Origin of the sequence: Streptomyces sp. PTY087I2 (genome assembly GCF_001687325.1) — a bacterium.
Lineage (GTDB): Bacteria > Actinomycetota > Actinomycetes > Streptomycetales > Streptomycetaceae > Streptomyces.
Genome location: NZ_LZRD01000048.1, coordinates 15,867 through 33,526 on the forward strand (window position 1 = coordinate 15,867; position 17,660 = coordinate 33,526).

Consider the following 17,660-nt stretch of genomic DNA (forward strand, 5'->3'; position numbering starts at 1 on the left):
TTATCGGGTCCAGGGACGGAGAATGCCGGTGGTGATACGGGCCGCTAGTTCCTCGCCCTCGGCACGCGTCAGGTAATCTTCACGGCGCTTTTCCCATGCAAGGGTCTCGAAATACGCCGTATTGAGATCGGCGTCGGGGTCATTAGGGGCAGGCAAGCCAAGCGGGTGCGGGTGTGGGTCCTCGATCTCAAAGCCACGCACGGCGTCATTCTGTTCGTCTCGCTCTCGCCGCACATTTTCCCAATGGATGTCCTCTTCCGCCTGGCGCTGATCGGCTTCCTTGCGTGCGGCCCGCTCGGCGTAATGCTCGGCTGCCATGTCGCTATGGCTGACAGCGGAGGACGACCGCCGCTCAGCTAGTAGCCGGTCGGCATTCTCGGCCGAACCCTGCTGCATACGCGCGCTATTGAGCCGGGAATTCGAACCCTGCCCGCCGGTCGTCATGTCGTGGAGTTCAGGCCCGGCTCGCCCGTCACGCGAATAGAAAGTCATCAGTCGTCCTTCCGGATGCGAAAAAGGGCCCCCTCACGCGCTGCGGTCTCTGTCCAGACCAAACAGCGGGCGAGGGGGCCCACCGGCGAGGAGTCCGCCGCTGCATGCGCGCGAGACTTCAACTCACCGAAGAATGAGGGTGATTGCGGGGACAGCCGCAGGGGGGACCGGTGGCACGCCTCAACGTTGAGGTGTGATGCCGACGGGCGGGACCGGTCAGGAAAGGAACTAACCGACCGGTCACGCGCCGACTGGAGGGATTCACCGAAATCCCGGACGGACGCCGTAACGCCCTTCACGCCCTTCACGCCTTACGAGGTGAGTTGGTTAAGGGAAATGCTCGAAAACCTCGGAATAACGCACGTCGAGCGCCATTCCGTAACCGAATTGATACCCGAGCCGGCCGACCCCTATCGAAATGGCTCAGCGCCTCTCTGAGCGCCTATCTCCGCGCCAATGGCCAGAGAGACCGGCCAACCCTTCAACGGCCCGCAGACGCGCTCTCAGCGGCCTTACGTAGGCGGTACGCCTTCACCTTGTGAGCGTCGCAGCAATAGCGGCGTGCGCGCCCGACTCCGTCCCACCCCGTGCTGTTGTCGCAGCCGTCCAACTCGCAGACGGCTTCCCAGCGTGCATTGTCGGCGTCCAGCTTGTGAGCCGCCTTGCAGTTCTCATCGCAATACCGCTGTGTCGGCGTGCGCGGGTCGAAAGCCTCACGGCATCCGGGGTACGCACAGTCACGGCCCCATAGCAGTTCCTCGCGCTGCGCGTCGGTCAGTTTCCGCATGCGCTTACGGGCCTGTCGGCAAGCGTTGGAACAAACGGCAGTCTGACGGCCGGACAGCGGACCGCCGCACGCCTCGCAGGATAGAGAGAAAGTAAGCATTTGTTGTCTCCTCGGGAGTGTTACGAAGAGTGCTGATGCTGTACCTAGTTCTCAGTTGCCCCCTGGAAACCCCATAGGGAACACGTAACTAGGTACATACATCTTTCATTACGTAACAGAGATAAAAAGTAAGAAGAAAGAGAGACCGGCTCAGCTCTCCCGCTGTACTCGCTTAGACCGGTACGCGCGCTTCTTGCAAGCCTCGCCGCAATACACACGCGGGCGACCGGTGGACTGCTGCGTAAGGGTATTACCGCAGCTTGCGCACGTACCGTCAGCCGTTCCCGCCGCCTCGGACCGGAGCGCTGCGGCTAGCCGCTGGTGCAGTTCCTCGGCCCCGCTGATGTTCTTTCCGAGAGAATCGAACAGTACAGACTCAGCGTCGCGCAGTAGGGAAATTAGTTCGTTCTTAGTCATGGCGTTTCGTTCCTTTCGGGGCACGAGGTGTGGCCCAATACGCGGTTGCGTGGACAAAGGGGGGGGCTCCTAAACCGAGTTCCGGAGACACGAGGCAATCCCTAAAGAGAGTTGAGGGGCACGCACTGTCCCCGAAAGTCCCTAAACTCAGTGAAGAAAAAGCCCGCCATCGTAAGACAGCGGGTTTCTCTCAGGCGTGCGACTCGGCCTCTTGGATCAGTAGCAGCAACCGGGCCGCCTGTAGGTCGGGGCGGTTCGTCTTTGGGCTGCGGAATACGCGAACAAGTCGGCCGCGCTTTGTGTCGGTCTCGCTGGCCCATGCGTTCATGCGGGTGACCAGCGTTTCGAGATCGAGCGTCTGAGTAATCGGCACCGCGTTTCCTCCTTGCCGTTCTCTCCTAGGACCGCCCCGAGGCGTGCCGGTTAAGAGCACACTTCAACGTTGAGGCGTGGTTCCACGTGGAGGAGCAGCGAGCGCGGTTAGCCAGGTTGGCCAATGAGCTAGCGCCACTCGCTGCCCTCATGCATTACGAGGGGTGTTGGTTAACCGCATAGGTGGCTGAACGGGCATTGCCGACAGCGTTGTTACCAATCCGTGATATGCGAGCCGGCGAGCCAATTATCACTCTGAGTAATTGGCTCGTTACAGGTTTCTGTACGCGCCCCTGACGGTCTGTCGGCGGGCATTCCGGGGAACCGGCCAGCGAACGGGAGAGCGGCGCTCAGACGGCCGCCTGTGGCTTCCTCGGGGTCGTTGTCGGCAGGCGTCCCGAACCCCTCGGCGCTGGCCGGTCGGCAAAGGCTCTGTGCGGCCGTCTGCGGGCACGAGAAAGCCCCGGCGGGGAGTTATCCCACCGGGGCCCTAGTCGCCTCTCAGAGCCGCTTACGCGGCCATGTCTTGGGTGTCCTCGTCCTCCTCGGCGGGAGGCTCGGCCCAAGCGATATCCACGCGGGGGCCGATGATGGCTTTCTTTCCAGGGGCCGACCCGATGACGTTGGACTTACGTACCGTGATCCGGTCCACGAATAGCCGGATCAGTTCGCGCCGGTCGTCAGTGCTGGCCTTGGCCCACCACGTGCCTTCCCCGATCGGGTCGCCGTCCCAACCGTCTTCCCGCGCTGTCCATTCAGCGATGGGGAGAACGGGCGTTGCGCTCTCGTCCAGTTCGGCTAGCCGCTCCTCGGCGGCCTCCATGCGCATGGACGCTTCCGCCTCGGCCTTGAGGAATGCGCGCCGTCCGATCTTGCCCGAGTAGCCACCGGCCTTGCGGTCCTCGTACAGGTCCTCAAGGGCCCGCACGGCGTCCGCCCTTTCGGCCAGCAATTCGGAGCGCTCACCGGCTTTCTCGGGGGCCTCATGCAGCACACCCCACCGGCGCGCAGCCTCGGCCATGATGTCGGCCGTTTCGGGGTCGTCCTCGGCCGTCGTGATGAGGGCGAAAACTCGGCGCGTCACGTAGTCGTCAAGGCCAATCATGTTGATCGTGACCGTGCCCTCATGCTGGCCCGGCTTGATCTTGTTTCCGCGCTTGCAGTGGTACGACGACTTGGAAGGGTTGGCCAATTTCCGGTGACCGACCATGACGTTGTCGCACTCGCACCAAAGGCGGTCCATCGCGCTAAGTAGCGCTTGCTCGGTGCTGCGGGTCTGGCCCTTTCCTCGGCCGGTAGCGTCTAGGCCCGGCTGGATTTTCCACCACTGAGCGGGCGGGATGACCGGCCCGCATTCAAGTTCAATCGGCCGCATGGTCACGGGGTCGCGCTTGATCCTGTAGCCGGTCACCTTTCCCGAATCGTTCTTGATCGGGTCTCGGTCGAATCCGGCAATCAGCGGGTCGCGCAACATGCGCTTGAGGGCCGCAGGGTCCCATTCGCTGTCGGCCGTCTTCTTGCCGACGATTTGGCCACGCGTCGGCACCTTGGACTCTCGGAATCCGACGCAGATTCCGTTAAGGGAACCGGCGCGGTTTCCCTCTCCTCGGCGGTTCTGTGTGGCTCCGCCCATGTCAGCCTCAAACAGATTGGCCGCCTGCCGCAAAACGTCGCCCTCGGTCTTGAAGGGGCCGGAAAGTTTGGTGCGGGCGTGGCGGAGTTTCTGAATAACGATGATCTCTTTGGGGTTGTCCGGGTTGGGAACCTCAAGCGGGTACAGCTCGAAACCGTACGGCGGCTTTCCCATGAATCCACCGAGACGCTTAGCCATGCTGTGTGCCCCGCTGACAGCACGGCTCTTGTTCTTGCTCTCGTTGTGTGCAGCGTCAAGCCGCATCATGAGGTGGATCAAGTCCATAAGGTTTCCCTTACGGAATGTCCCCTCCGAGGTGGACACGATTACCACGCCGAGGTTCAGCAACTCCGAGACGATCGGGATTGCGTCCATGACCTCAAGGCGAGAGAACCGGCTCACGTAGTCAACAATGATCATGTTGACTTGGCCTCGGCGGCACGCGGTTAGCAGTCGCTCGAATTCCGGCCGTTCCTTTTCCACGCGGAAAGCGGAGGTGCCGAGTGCTTCGGAGAAATGACCGACCCATACAATGTCCTCGCCAGCGCGGGCCCGGCGTTCTGCCTCGGCCCGGTTGTTGCGCCGCTGGACAGCGGGGGATGTGGCGCTCTGATTCTTCCGCGCCTCGGACTGCCTGTCATAGCCTGCCGCGTGGTATGCCATGCCGGTCACTCGCTCCGTGGTCATGGGGGGAATTTAGCTCCCCCAACTGGGTTTAGGCAAGACCTCGCTCGGCGAGTCCGTCGCGCACGCCATGGGCCGCAAGTTCGTCCGTGTCGCGCTCGGCGGTGTCCGGGACGAGGCGGAGATCCGCGGTCACCGGCGTACGTACGTGGGTGCTCTCCCCGGCCGCATCGTGCGGGCCATCAAGGAGGCCGGTTCGATGAACCCGGTCGTCCTGCTCGACGAGATCGACAAGGTCGGCTCCGACTTCCGGGGCGACCCGGCCGCCGCCCTCCTCGAAGTCCTCGACCCGGCCCAGAACCACACCTTCCGCGACCACTACCTGGAGGTCGAGCTCGACCTCAGCGACGTCGTCTTCCTGGCCACGGCCAACGTCCTCGAAGCCATCCCGGAGGCCCTGCTCGACCGCATGGAGCTGGTCCGCCTCGACGGCTACACCGAGGACGAGAAGGTCGTCATCGCCCGGGACCACCTGCTCCCGCGCCAGCTGGAGCGAGCGGGTCTGGAGAAGGACGAGGTCACCCTGGAGGAGTCGGCGCTGCGCAAGCTGGCCGGCGAGTACACCCGCGAGGCGGGCGTACGGAATCTGGAGCGGTCGGTCGCCCGGCTGCTCCGCAAGGTCGCGGCCCAGCACGAACTGGGCGACCGCGAGCTGCCGTTCACGGTGACCGACGCGGATCTGCGCGGCCTGATCGGCCGACCGCACCACGTGCCCGAGTCCGCCCAGGACCCGGCCGAGCGCCGCACCGCCGTGCCGGGCGTGGCCACCGGGCTCGCGGTGACCGGGGCGGGCGGTGACGTCCTCTTCGTCGAGGCGTCGCTCGCGGATCCCGAGACCGGGGCGTCCGGACTGACCCTGACCGGTCAGCTCGGCGACGTCATGAAGGAGTCCGCCCAGATCGCGCTGAGCTTCCTGCGGTCGCACGGCGCGGAGCTGGAGCTGCCGGTCGGTGACCTCAAGGACCGGGGCGTGCACGTCCACTTCCCGGCGGGCGCGGTCCCCAAGGACGGCCCGAGCGCCGGTATCACCCTGACGACCGCGCTGGCCTCGCTGCTCTCCGGACGCCTCGTCCGTACGGATGTGGCGATGACCGGTGAGGTGTCGCTGACCGGGCGGGTGCTGCCCATCGGCGGCGTCAAGCAGAAGCTGCTGGCCGCGCACCGGGCGGGCATCACGACCGTGGTGATCCCCCAGCGCAACGAGGCCGACCTGGACGACGTCCCGGCCGAGGTGCTGGAGAAGCTGGACGTCCACCCGGTCACCGACGTCCGCCAGGTGCTGGAGATCGCCCTCGCCCCGGCCACGGCCAGGGCCGAGGAGAGGATCCCGGCGGCGGCCTGACGGCCGTACGCGTGGCCGGGCGCGGTTTGACCGTCGTACGCCTCTGATGGCTGTACGCCGGGTCGGCCTGGACAGTCCGGTTTTGAACGGCCCGCCTTCCGCTTCGGCGGGGGCGGGCCGTTCCGCGTGCCGGGCCCGCGGCTCAGGGGCGGTAGATCGTGCCCGGCTGCGGCTCCGCGGGGGCCATCAGCTCGGGGACGGTCACGAACGTGTAGCCGTCCTTCTGGAGCGCGTCGACGATCCCGGGCACGGCGGGGACGGTGCCCTTGTAGATGTCGTGCAGCAGGATGATGCCGTCCTTGCCCGCCTGGTCCAGGATCCGCTTCTTGATCAGCGCGGAGTCGTTCGTCGAGTAGTCCTTGGCGGTGGCGCTCCACAGCACCTGGGAGAGCCCGAGGTCCTTGCTGATGTCCGAGACCGTGTCGTCCGTGCGGCCCTGCGGCGGACGCATCAGCCGGGGCTTCTTGCCGGTGATCTTCTCGATGGCCACCTGGGTCTTCTCCAGCTCGGCCCGTATCTCGTCCGGCTTCTGGTCGGTCAGGACCTTGTGCGTCCAGGTGTGGTTGGCGACCTCGTGGCCCTCGTCCTCGATGCGCCGCACCACGTCGGGGTGCTTGACGACGTGGTGCTTGCCGAGCAGGAAGAAGGTGGCGTGCACCTTCTTCTCCTTGAGGATGTCCAGCAGCTTCGGCGTGTCCTCGCCCGGGCCCGCGTCGAACGTCAGGGCGATGCACTTGGCCTTGCGGCAGTCGACGGGGCCGAACGCGCCCTTGGCGTCGGAAGCCGCCTCCCCGCGTGCCGAGCCGGGCGCGGTCGTCTCCATCGAGCAGCCGCTCAACGTCAGTGTGAGCACCGTCACCAGCGCGGCGGTCAACCCCATCCCGGGCAACGGCATCTTTCGGGGCACGGCGCATGACTCCTCTGTGCGGGAAATCCGCACAGACGTGCGGTACGGCGATGACTATACAGAGCGCGTATACATCCAGTGCATAGTGGGGTCGGGGCAGCGACGGGTCCCGGACCGGGGCCGGGTCGGCGTGGTCGGCCCCCTCCTGCGAAATACTGGCCGAGCTGCGGCGATGACCGGTCGCGGCAGCAGCTTTCATCGGCAGGGAACCGTACGAGGGGTACTGACGTGCGCGGAGACGACAGCGAGCCGGAGCCGGGCGCGCCCGACGTGAGCGGCGTGGACCATGAATTCCTGGCGCTGGAGCGTGAGCTGGCCGTGTTCCTGCGCCGGGCGCGCGCCAGCTCGGGCGAGATGGCCCGGGAGGTCCACCCCGAACTGGAGCCCGCCGCCTACGGTCTGCTCGTCCGCCTGGAGGCGGCGGGCCGGCAGCGGGCCACCGAACTGGCCGCCTACTTCGGCGTCGGCAAGGCCACCATGAGCCGCCAGCTCCACTCGCTGGAGAACCTGGGGCTGGTCGCCCGCGAACCCGATCCGGCCGACGGGCGCGCCTGGCTCGTCCACCTCACCGACGACGGCCTGGCCCGCTTCCGCAGCGTCCGGGACGCCCGCCGCGGGCGCTACGTGCGCAAACTGGCCGACTGGGACCGGGCGGAAGTCGCCGAGCTGGCCCGGCTCCTGCACCAGCTGAACGCCCGCGCGGAGAGCTGACCCGGCCGTGGACGGCTGATCCGGCTGCTGCGTCGGCTGCTGCGTCGGCTGCGACCGCCCCGGCCCCCGCCCCGGCTGCCGCTCCGGGCGGCCCCGCCCGGCCCCCGGCCGTCAGCCCAGCTCCACCAGGAGCGCGGTCGCGTCGTCGTGCGTCTTGCCGCGCCCCAGCCGTACGCGCCCGGCCGCCGCGTCGGCCTCCTCCAGCTCCCGTACCCGGTCGATCAGCCCCTGCGGGCCCGCCTTCCGCAGCAGCCCCAGCGTGTCCGCCCAGTCGCCCTCGCCGAACACCTCCGTCCAGCGGGCCGCGCCGTCCGTGAGCGCGGCCAGCGCCCGTACATCCGTCGCCGGGACACTGCCCGTCACCGCGCGCGAGGCCACCGCAGGGTCGGCGGCCGCCGTGAAGAAGCCGCCCTCCTTGTTGCGCACCGTGGCGTCGGCGATCTCGTTCGAGGCGAGCGAGCCCGGCGGCAGCCGCGTCAGCCGGTCGTCCAGCACGGCCCGGACCGCGCCGTCGCGGGACTCCAGCAGTAGGACCGAGTCGGACAGCACCAGGTACTCGATCGCGCGTTCGTTCCAACGCGCCAGGGCCACGGTCGCCTGAGGCGTACGTACGTGAGAAAGGTCACAGGTGGCCCGATGGGCTTCGGCTGTACGGGAGATGGCCGCGGCCAGAATCCCGGCCAGGGGCAGATCGGGGCGGGAACCGGACAGTTCCACCAGCGCGCCGCCCAGCCGCGCGGTGAACCACGGGACCGAGTGCACACAACCGTCGTCCCCCCGCGGCGGGGTGACACCGTCGAGCAGCACCAGCGCACCACCCTGGCCGGACGCGGGAAGAGTCCCGGAGACCCAGTCCTCGTTGGGGCGTTCGGGACTGCCGGGAACGGTGGCGAGTTCGATGCGCATACCGCCAGTCTGCACGAGCCCTTCACCATCCCCGCACGCGGCCGAAGATGGCCTGTACCAGCAGGTCAACGCGGGCGTACGGGGCGGAAGCAGGGGCTCCGGGAAGGGTGCGGGCGGGCATCCTGCCAAAGGCGGAGCGGAAGTTCCACCCCGTGGTCCACGCATGGTCAGGGGCGCGGCGGGGGAGACTTGTTCGCCAACTCCAGAGTGATGTTCACTCCTTCGAGTGGCGGAGCGGTTGATGCGCGCCCCCCTCTCATAAGCGCTGGAATGGTCGGAAGCCGTACCAGGAGCGGGGCGCCCTTCCATGTGACCGTGCGTCACCTCTGCTTCAAGGGTGGACGAGTCAAGATTGCGAGCACCGGTGCAGAAGAAGCGGCCGCGGAGCAAGGGCACGACGCGCGACGGTTCCGGGGCGACGCCTCCGGCACCCGGTGCGGACAAGCGGACCGTGCGGGTGCGCAGCCGACTGGTCGCCGGGGTCGCGGTCGTCGGCGTCATCGTCGTGGCGGCGGGCGCCCCCGCCGTGCTCGGAGCCTCCGCCGATCTGACCGAGTCCCAGCGGCTGGTCACCCTCGCCGAGCTGAACCAGCAGGCGGTCACCCTCGGGCACGCGCTCGCCGACGAGCGTGACGCCGTCACCGCGTACATCGCCGCCGGCCGGGCCGAGGAAGGCGCTGACGGCGAGGGCGCGAAGAACCGCACCGCCCGCACCACCCGCGTCGACCAGCAGATCGACGAGATCCACGAGGCGGCCTCCGCGGCCCTGCGCCGGGACCTCTCCACGGTCCCCTCCCTCCGCCGTACCGCGCTGACCGGCAAGGGCTCGGCCCTGGAGGCGCACCAGGCGTACTCCGACCTCATCGCCAAGCTGCACGGCATCGCCGCCGAACTGGCGGAGAAGACCCCGCCGCGCGCCGCCGACGCCACCCGGGCCCCGCTCACCCTCGGCGGCGCCTCCGAACAGGCCTCCGCCACCCGCGGTCTCCTCCTCGCCGCGCTCGCCGTGCCGAGCCCCGAGCCGGTGGTCCCGCAGACCGACCCCTTCACCGGGCTGCCCGTACAGACCCAGGACGAGGGCGCCACCCGGGCCGACCGCGACCGCGACGCGCTGAGCGCCGCCGCCCAGCAGGCCCGGGTACGGGAGCTGGCCGCGCTCGCCGACTTCGACCAGGCGGCGGACCCGGAGGCCCGCGACAAGCTCTCCGCCACCGTCACCGGCCCCGAGGTCAACGACGCGGAGAAGTACCTCACCCGCCTCACCGACCGCCCCGAGCTGTCGGAAGCCGAACGCAAGGTCAGCCCCCGGAAGCTGGAGGCCGCGCTCTCCGCCCGCGTCGACCGGATGCGCAGCGTCGAGTCCGCCCTGACCACCGGCCAGGTCCAGCACCTGGAGGGCCTGCGCGACGACGACGTCACCGCCCTCGAAGTGGCCATCGCCCTGCTCGGCGGCTGCTTCCTGCTCGCCGTCGGCGTCTCCACCGCCGTCGCCCGCACCCTCACCCAGCCGCTCGCCGTCCTGCGCATCGGCGCCGCGCGCCTGGCCGAGGACCCCGAGAACGCCGAGCCTGTCCGTTACACCGGCCGCAACGACGAGTTCGCCCAGGTCGTCCGGTCGATGAACGCCCTGCACGGCAGGCTCACCGACCTCCACCAGGACCTCGGCGGACGCGTCGAGAGCCTCACCGCCGAACGGTCCGGCCTGATCAAGAGCCGGGAGTCCCTGGCCCAGCAGCGCACCGAACTCCAGGAGCGGACCGCCGAGCTGGCCACCCAGCCGGGACAGCTCAAGAACACGGTCCACCACACCTTCGTCAACCTCTCGCTGCGCACCCTCGGCCTCGTCGAGCGGCAGCTCGGCGTCATCGAGGGCCTGGAGGAGCGCGAGCAGGACCCGGAGCGCCTGGCCACCCTCTTCAAGCTCGACCACATGGCCACGGTCATGCGCCGCCACAGCGAGAACATGCTCGTCCTCGCGGGCGCCGAGCACGGCCACGGCCACGCCGGACCGATCCCGCTGGTCGACGTGGCGCGTGCCGCCGTCAGCGAGATCGAGCGGTACGAGCGGGTCACCATCCAGTCCCTGCCGCCGCACGCCCAGATCGCCGGGTTCGCCGCCGACGACCTCAGCCACCTGCTGGCCGAACTCCTGGAGAACGCCACCTCCTTCTCCCCGCCGGACTCCCATGTCGAGCTGTCCGGCTGGCTGCTGGAGAGCGGCGAGGTGATGCTCTCCGTGTCGGACGAGGGCATCGGCATGTCGACGGTCCGGATGGACGAGCTGAATGCCAGGCTGGCGGACCCGGCCTCGTTCGAGGTCGGTGAGCGGAATGCCGACGGCGCCGGACTCGGGCTCCAGGTGACGTCGCTGCTGGCCGCCCGGCACGGGGTGCGGGTCCAGCTGCGCGAGCAGAAGGGGAGTGGAGTGACGGCCGTCGTCGTCCTGCCGCAGGCCCTGCTGCCCAAGACGCTGCCCGCCGCCACGCCGCCCGCCGTGCAACTGCCCGGCGACGCGCCCACGCTCAACCTCCCGGGCTCGGTGGCGGAGGCCAACTCCAACGCCCTGCCCAGCCGTTCACCGCAGCCGGCCGCGGTGCCGGAGCCGGACGCCGACGCGGAGAACGCCGCCGAGCCGGCCGCCGACGCCGAGCCGGCCCCGGAGTCCGGGGCGGTGGCGACCCCGGCAGCCGAGCCGGTCGCGGAGAACGCCCCCGGGACGGCTGCCGAGCCCGGCCCGGCCGATGCCGACCCGATGATCGCCGCCGCCGAGCGGACGATCCGCGAGAGCGCAGCCGCCGCCGAGAACGCCGACGAGAGCCCGGAAGCCACTGACGTACCGTCGGGGGAACCGGCGCAGGACGTCCAGCAGTCGGCCACGGAAACCGAGTTCGCAGCCGAGACGGACGCGGAACCCGACTCCGAGACCGACACGGACACCGACGCGGACACCGGCGCCGAGCCTGAGACAGCCTTCGAGCCCGAGCCCGAGGCCGACTCCGAGATCACGCTCCAGGTCCGGCTGCCGAAGCCGCCCGCGGACCCGGTCGGCCAGGCCGCCCCGGCGGCCCCCGCGACCCCCGGCCCGTACGCCATCGGCCCCGACCGCCACGAGCGCCCCGCCGAGACCGGACCCGGCGACCAGGACCCGGACGGGCCCGCGTTCCGCCCCGCGCCCCGCGCCGAAGCAGCCGGAGCAGCCGAGGCGACCGGAGCGGCCGAGGCACCCGCCGCCCCTGCCGCACCCGCCACCCCCGCCGACACCGTCCCCGGCCCCCGCCGCCCCGAAGCCGGCCGTGTCACCGACAAGGGGCTGCCGAAGCGCACCCCCAAGGTGGTCCGGCCGGACGACGCGACCCCAGCCCCCGGGCGGACCGGCAGCCTCGACCGGGACGCGCTGCGCCGCCGGCTCGGCAGCTTCCACCAGGCGGCCAAGGAGGGGCGGCGCGACGTCGAGGCGGAGATCGCCGAGACCGGCGGCATCACCGTCGCCCGACCCGGAGGCGTACCCACGGGGCGTACGGGGCACGAGAGCACCACCGCGCACGCCACAGGCGCCGCACAGGCCACACGGAACAACGAAGAGACGGGGGACACAGTCGAGGAGGCACGCAGTTGACTGCGCCCAGCACATTCGGGCTGAGTACCGAGGCCCGGAACCTTCACTGGTTGCTGAGCAATCTCGTGGAGGAGGTGGCAGGGGTCCACTCCGTCACCGTCGTCTCGTCCGACGGGCTGATGCTGCTCTCCTCCGACCCCGGCCATCACCAGGCGAAGACGGCGGGACCGTCGGACGGACCCAAGGGATCCAGCGCCGACCTGGCCACGATCGTCTCCGGCATCGGTTCGCTGACCGTCGGAGCCGCGAAGCTGATGGACGGCGGCGGCGTCAAACAGACGATGATCGCCATGGACGAGGGCAGTGTCTTCGTCATGTCGATCAGCGACGGCTCCCTCCTCGGCGTCCACGCCACCCCGGACTGCGACATGAGCGTCGTCGCGTACCACATGGCCCTCTTCGTCGGCCGGGCCGGACACGTCCTCACCCCCGAACTCCGCAGTGAGCTGCGCACATCGATGGAGAGCGCCCTGTGACCACCGCCGCAGCGGAACCCGCCCCCCGGCTCCCCGTCCGTGGGGCCGACAAGCGACCCGCCCGGGTCCGCCCGTACTCCCTCACCGGCGGCCGCACCCGGTTCGGGCACGTTCTGCTGGTCGAGACGTTCGTCGCCGCCCTCGAAGCACCCGAGGAGCGCCGCGAACTCACCAACGGCAACCTCGCCTCGCGGGTCATGCCGGAGCTCCAGGCCATCGTCGAACTCTGCCGCCGCATGCGTACGGTCGCGGAGATCTCGGCCCTGTTGAAGATGCCGCTCGGAGTCGTCCGGGTGCTGCTCAGCGACCTGGCCGACCAAGGAAAGATCCGCGTGTACGGAACCGGTCACGGCACCGGCCAGCCCGACCGCGCACTGCTCGAAAGGGTGCTCAATGGACTCCGCCGTCTCTGAGGCGCCGCTCTTCGCCCCGCGCCAGCCGGGGTCCCGGGACGATCGGCTCTCGCAGCCCCAGGACCAGCCGGAGGAAGCCCTCCAGGCCTGGCAGCTCGACCACACCCGCGCCCCCACCGCCACCAAGATCGTGGTGGCGGGCGGATTCGGCGTCGGCAAGACGACGTTCGTCGGCTCGGTCTCCGAGATCACACCGCTCCAGACCGAAGCGCTGATGACGCAGGCCAGCGAGGAGACCGACGACCTCTCCGCGACGCCGGAGAAGACCACCACGACGGTGGCCATGGACTTCGGCCGGCTCACCCTCGACGACGACCTCGTCCTGTACGTCTTCGGCACCCCGGGCCAGCAGCGCTTCTGGTTCATGTGGGACGACCTGGTGCGCGGGGCGATCGGCGCGGTCGTCCTCGCCGACACCCGGCGCCTTGAGGACTGCTTCCCGGCGCTCGACTACTTCGAGAGCTGTGGCCTGCCGTACATCGTGGCGGTCAACCACTTCGAGGGGACGCCCGGTTACGAGGCGGAGGACGTCAGGGAGGCCCTGACCGTACCCCCGCAGGTGCCGATAGTGATCATGGACGCGCGTAACAGGATCACCGTCGTCGAGTCGCTGCTGGCCCTCGTGGGCCATGCTCTCGACGTCACCCCCGCCTGACGCCTCGAATCAGAAACGACGGAGCACGGAGAGCCGCGATGCGGAAGATACTCATAGTCGGAGCCGGTCAGTCCGGGCTCCAGCTGGCCCTGGGGCTACAGTCCAGAGGCTACGAAGTCACCCTGATGTCCAACCGCACCGCCGACGAGATCCGCTCCGGCCGGGTCATGTCGACGCAGTGCATGTTCCACACCGCGCTCCAGCACGAGCGGGACTACCAGCTGAACTTCTGGGAGTCCCAGGCCCCGAAGATCGAGGGACTCGGCGTCTCCGTCGCCGCCCCCGACTCCTCCCGCGCCGTCGACTGGGTGGGCAAGCTGGACGGGTACGCCCAGTCCGTCGACCAGCGCGTGAAGATGGCCGGCTGGATGGAGACCTTCGCCCAGCGCGGCGGACAGCTCGTCATCCATGGGGCGGCCGTCTCCGACCTGGACTACTTCTCCCGCACCTACGACCTGGTGATGGTCTCGGCCGGCAAGGGCGAGCTGGTCTCCATGTTCGGCCGGGACGCGGCCCGTTCGCCGTTCGACGCCCCGCAGCGCGCGCTGGCCGTCTCGTACGTCCACGGCATGGGCCCGCGCCCGGAGCACCCGGAGTTCGACGCGGTCCGCTGCAACCTGGTGCCGGGCGTCGGCGAGCTGTTCGTCATGCCGACGCTCACCACGTCCGGCCGCGCCGACATCCTCTTCTGGGAGGGCATCCCGGGCGGACCGCTCGACGCCTTCCAGGGCATCAAGGACCCCTCCGAACACCTGGCGAAGACGCTGGAGCTGATGGAGCGGTTCACGCCGTGGGAGTACGCCCGCGCCACCAAGGTCGAGCTGACCGACGCCAACGGCACCCTCGCCGGCCGCTACGCCCCCACGGTCCGCAAGCCGATCGGGCGGCTGCCCGGCGGCGGCCTGGTCCTCGGCGTCGCGGACGTCGTCGTGGCCAACGACCCGATCACCGGCCAGGGTTCCAACTCGGCGTCCAAGTGTGCGAACGCGTACCTGGACGCGATCGTCGAGCACGGCGAGAAGGAGTTCGACGGGGCGTGGATGCAGTCCACGTTCGACCGTTACTGGGAGACCGCGCAGCACGTCACCAAGTGGACCAACGCGATGCTCGGCGCTCCGCCGGAGCACGTCCTGAACCTGATCGGCGCCGCCGGCCAGCTCCAGCCGGTCGCGAACCGCTTCGCCAACGGGTTCAACAACCCGGCGGACTTCGAGAACTTCTTCTACGAGCCCGAGAAGACGAACGCGTACCTGGCCTCGGTCGCCGGGGCCTAGGGCCTGTCGTCGCGCCCCGATCACCGCTTCGGCGGCCGGACCCGCACCGCCGGTCCGGCCGCCGAGGTGTGTGCCTAGGGAGTGTCGGGCGCGGCGTCCGTGCTGTACCCCGTGTCCGCGCCGTCGCGGGCGCCCTCGGGCAGTTCCGGGCGGGTGTACGTGGACAGCGGGTCGCCGCCGGGGTCGGGGCGTACGGCTCCCAGCAGCGGGTTCGACGCCAGCGGGGACACCTTGACCTTCGCGCCGGGGCGGGGCGCCTGCACCACCAGGCCGTCGCCGATGTACAGCGCCACATGGGTCGCCTTCGGGAAGTAGATCGCCAGGTCGCCGGGGCGCAGCGCGGACACCGGAACCCTCGGCAGCTGCTTCCACTGCTCCTGCGAGGTGCGCGGGATCGCCCGCCCCGCCGCCGACCAGGCCTGGGACGTGAGCCCGGAGCAGTCGAAGGAGTCGGGGCCCTCGGCGCCCCACACGTACGGCTTGCCGATCTGCCGGACCGCGTACGCCACCGCGTCGCCGCCCTGCCGGGTGGGCGGCCGGGTGGAGCTGAGCGCGCCGGAGGCCACCAGCTCCCGCTGGGCCTTGTCGACCCCCTGCTGTTCGAGGCCGGCGAGCTGGGCGATCTGCTCCTCGGAGAGGGTGGCCAGCAGCCCCTCGACCTCCCTGAGCTTGCCGCGTACGGCATCGCGCTGCTTCTTCTGCCGCGCGGCGAGCTTCTTCTGCTGGTCCAGCGCCTTGCGGGAGGCGGCGGCCAGCCGGTCGGCCCGCCGGGCGGAGTCGGTGAGCCGGTCCACCGTCGCCGCGCGGTTCGCCGCGAGCCGCCCCACGACATGGCTCTGGTCCAGGGCCCGCAACGGGTCGCGGGCCAGCAGCAGTTGAAGGTACGCGGAGAATTCGGTACGCCCCTGGTACTGCTCCCGGGCCAGCCGCCCGGCGTCCCCGCGGCTGACCTCCAGGGCGGATCGCGCCTTCGCCAGGTCCGCGTTCACCTTCTTCAGCTGGGCGGTGCGCTGCTTCAGCTTCTCGGCGGTGGCGTTGTAGGTCTCGGTCGCCTCCTCCGCCGCCTGGTAGCGGGTTTGCAGTTCGCGCAGCAGGGTGACGACGCTGCTGGGCGCTTCGGGGGCGGCGAGGGCGGTCTCGGCGTCGACCTCCGCCGCGTCCGTGTCCGTATCCGCCGTGTCCGTGTCAGGGTCCGCCGTGTCCGTGTCCGTCGGGTCCGTCGCGTTGGTTTCCTGGGACGGTACGGGGCCCGGCTCGGCCGAAGCGACGGTGGCGGGCGAGACCATGAGCGCCGTGGTCAGCACGGTCGTGCAGACCACGCGCAGGAGCCTGCCTGACACGACATCACCTCCGTGACACGGACACGGCCCGGCAGCGGACCCGTCCATAAGTGAGCGAATCCTATTAATCCGGTCACTCGGTGTCGGGTGATGCAAGCACCGCGCGGCGTGCCGTCCGGGGCGTCCCCCGGACGGCGGCGGTGATGGGCCCTCTCAGGCCACCGGGAAGGCGTAGAAGGACCGGTCCCGCTGGACGACGACGGTCTTGCCGAACGCGAGCGTCCGGTACGACGCGCGGACCGTCTCGCCCTTCGGGTCGGCCGACCCGATGTCCTGGAACTTCCACAGCCGCTCGCCGTCGGCCGCCGAGAACGCCGTGACCTGGATGGCGTCGGCGGCGATCAGGGTCTTCTCGCTGCTGCTCAGGGTGAGCGAGGGGGAGGGGCCGATGCCCGGCACCTCGGTGGAGCGCCGCCACACGAGCCGGCCGCTCTCCCGCTCCACCGCGCCGACCAGCCGGCTGCGTTCGGTGGTGTGGATCAGGGGTCCGGCGACCAGCGGGGTGCCGAACCAGGAATCGTCACTGCCCTCGACGCGCCACAGCGGCTTCGCCGTGTCCGCCTCGAACGCCTGGAGGTCCTGGCCGACCGCCGTGTACAGCGTGCCGTCCTCGTCGCCCGTGGTGGCGGCCTCCAGGGAGGCGGCACCGTACTGCTGGGTCCACAGCAGCTTGCCGGTCTTCTGGTCGAACGAGCGGACCGAGCCCTTCCCCTTGGCCTTCTTGACGTCGGCCGCCGTCAGGGTGCTCGCGTCCTGCCGTACGAGGATGTCGGCGGAGCGCTCCGCGACCACCCGGTAGCCGGGGGCGCCGGGGGCGCGGCCCGCGGGGACGGAGGTGCGCCACAGCTCCTTGCGCTGCACGATGTCGTACGCGAAGAAGTAGGCCTCGACGACCTCCTTGTCCTTCTCCTTCTTCTTGCCCTTCTTCGGCTTCGGGGCTTTCACGGTGACCGTGTGCGCCCCGGTGAACCAGATGACCGGCCCGGAACTCCCGGCCAGCCGCCCGACGGTGAGCCCCGGCAGGTCGTCGAAGGCCTCGGTGTAGCGCGCGCGGTGCACGACCTTGCCGTCCTTCGGCGACAGCCACAGGAACTCCGTCGGGCTCGCCACGAAGACCAGATCGGCGCCCGCCGCCAGCGCGGCCTGCCCCTTCGCCCCGTCGGCGCGCTGCCAGAGCCGCTTGCCGGTGCGCAGGTCGATGGCGCTGGCCTGGCTCTCGCTGGTCACGACGAGCAGTTTGTCCTGCCAGAGGGCGGTGGTGAGCGGGGACGACTCGGAGGCCGGGTGCGCGTAGATCCAGCGCGGCTCGGGGGCCTGTCCGGGGAGCGTCGGGCGGGGCTTCGGCGCGGGCTTGTCGTCGGTCGCCGCCGCGGTGTCCCCGGACCCGAGCGCGGCGACCGAGCCGCCGCCCACGATGAGCCCGCCGACGGCCGCCGCCGCGATGGTCAACAGGGTCCGGCGGCTCGCGGCGGGGTCGGGCGCGGGCGCCGGTGCGGGCGGCAGCGGCAACGACACCATCGGGCCTTGCCCGGGACC

Annotated in this window: 13 protein-coding genes and 1 pseudogene; 7 read left to right on the plus strand and 7 right to left on the minus strand. The window is 69.8% G+C overall.

Annotated elements, in window-relative coordinates; genetic code table 11:
• The 3 genes from A3Q37_RS37000 to A3Q37_RS32955 form a co-directional block, all read right to left on the minus strand.
• On the minus strand, positions 1–492 hold the full coding sequence (locus tag A3Q37_RS37000; protein ID WP_141693634.1) for a hypothetical protein: 492 nt from the start codon (positions 490–492) through the stop codon (positions 1–3).
• 1,493 nt (positions 493–1,985) lie between these two features.
• Positions 1,986–2,168 (minus strand): hypothetical protein, encoded by a 183-nt coding sequence (locus A3Q37_RS32950; protein ID WP_065490463.1) that lies wholly within the window; start codon positions 2,166–2,168, stop codon positions 1,986–1,988.
• 510 nt (positions 2,169–2,678) lie between these two features.
• Complete coding sequence (locus A3Q37_RS32955; RefSeq protein ID WP_255312024.1) at positions 2,679–4,487, minus strand: recombinase family protein; 1,809 nt, start codon at positions 4,485–4,487, stop codon at positions 2,679–2,681.
• Positions 4,488–4,512: 25 nt separating this feature from the next.
• Here A3Q37_RS32955 and A3Q37_RS32960 point away from each other — a divergent pair.
• A pseudogene (locus tag A3Q37_RS32960) lies at positions 4,513–5,826 on the plus strand (S16 family serine protease); the annotation flags it as partial.
• Between the two features lie 142 nt (positions 5,827–5,968).
• On the opposite strand, the gene A3Q37_RS32965 reads toward A3Q37_RS32960, so the two are convergent.
• Positions 5,969–6,733: a polysaccharide deacetylase family protein gene (locus A3Q37_RS32965; protein ID WP_065490465.1), complete on the minus strand. Its 765-nt coding sequence runs from the start codon at positions 6,731–6,733 to the stop codon at positions 5,969–5,971.
• A gap of 228 nt (positions 6,734–6,961) precedes the next feature.
• Here A3Q37_RS32965 and A3Q37_RS32970 point away from each other — a divergent pair, with 228 nt between their 5' ends.
• Positions 6,962–7,444: a MarR family winged helix-turn-helix transcriptional regulator gene (locus tag A3Q37_RS32970; RefSeq protein ID WP_065490466.1), complete on the plus strand. Its 483-nt coding sequence runs from the start codon at positions 6,962–6,964 to the stop codon at positions 7,442–7,444.
• Between the two features lie 111 nt (positions 7,445–7,555).
• On the opposite strand, the gene A3Q37_RS32975 is transcribed toward A3Q37_RS32970, so the two are convergent.
• A complete protein-coding gene (locus A3Q37_RS32975) occupies positions 7,556–8,350 on the minus strand; it encodes a protein phosphatase 2C domain-containing protein (RefSeq protein ID WP_065490469.1) in 795 nt (264 codons plus the stop codon).
• A gap of 364 nt (positions 8,351–8,714) precedes the next feature.
• Here A3Q37_RS32975 and A3Q37_RS32980 point away from each other — a divergent pair, with 364 nt between their 5' ends.
• The 5 genes from A3Q37_RS32980 to A3Q37_RS33000 are packed head-to-tail and all read left to right on the plus strand — an operon-like array spanning position 8,715 to position 14,784.
• Positions 8,715–11,966 carry a nitrate- and nitrite sensing domain-containing protein gene (locus A3Q37_RS32980; protein WP_065490471.1) on the plus strand — a complete coding sequence of 1,084 codons (3,252 nt, stop codon included), beginning with the start codon at positions 8,715–8,717 and terminating at the stop codon, positions 11,964–11,966.
• Positions 11,963–12,442 carry a roadblock/LC7 domain-containing protein gene (locus A3Q37_RS32985; RefSeq protein WP_065490473.1) on the plus strand — a complete coding sequence of 160 codons (480 nt, stop codon included), beginning with the start codon at positions 11,963–11,965 and terminating at the stop codon, positions 12,440–12,442. The genes A3Q37_RS32980 and A3Q37_RS32985 overlap by 4 nt, the downstream gene beginning before the upstream one ends.
• The gene (locus A3Q37_RS32990) at positions 12,439–12,855 is read left to right on the plus strand and encodes a DUF742 domain-containing protein (RefSeq protein WP_006127542.1); all 417 of its coding nucleotides are present in this window, start codon (positions 12,439–12,441) and stop codon (positions 12,853–12,855) included. Before A3Q37_RS32985 ends, A3Q37_RS32990 begins: the two co-directional genes overlap by 4 nt.
• Positions 12,836–13,510, plus strand: a complete 675-nt coding sequence (locus tag A3Q37_RS32995) for an ATP/GTP-binding protein (protein WP_065490475.1) — start codon at positions 12,836–12,838, stop codon at positions 13,508–13,510. Before A3Q37_RS32990 ends, A3Q37_RS32995 begins: the two co-directional genes overlap by 20 nt.
• Before the next feature lie 38 nt (positions 13,511–13,548).
• The gene (locus A3Q37_RS33000; RefSeq protein ID WP_065490477.1) at positions 13,549–14,784 is read left to right on the plus strand and encodes a styrene monooxygenase/indole monooxygenase family protein; all 1,236 of its coding nucleotides are present in this window, start codon (positions 13,549–13,551) and stop codon (positions 14,782–14,784) included.
• Positions 14,785–14,858: 74 nt separating this feature from the next.
• Here A3Q37_RS33000 and A3Q37_RS33005 read toward each other — a convergent pair whose 3' ends face one another.
• Both A3Q37_RS33005 and A3Q37_RS33010 read right to left on the minus strand, forming a co-directional pair.
• Entirely contained in the window at positions 14,859–16,124 is a 1,266-nt protein-coding gene (locus A3Q37_RS33005) for a C40 family peptidase (protein ID WP_065490482.1), read from the minus strand.
• 153 nt (positions 16,125–16,277) lie between these two features.
• On the minus strand, positions 16,278–17,660 hold a 1,383-nt coding region (locus A3Q37_RS33010), incomplete at its 5' end, for a PQQ-binding-like beta-propeller repeat protein (RefSeq protein WP_255312025.1).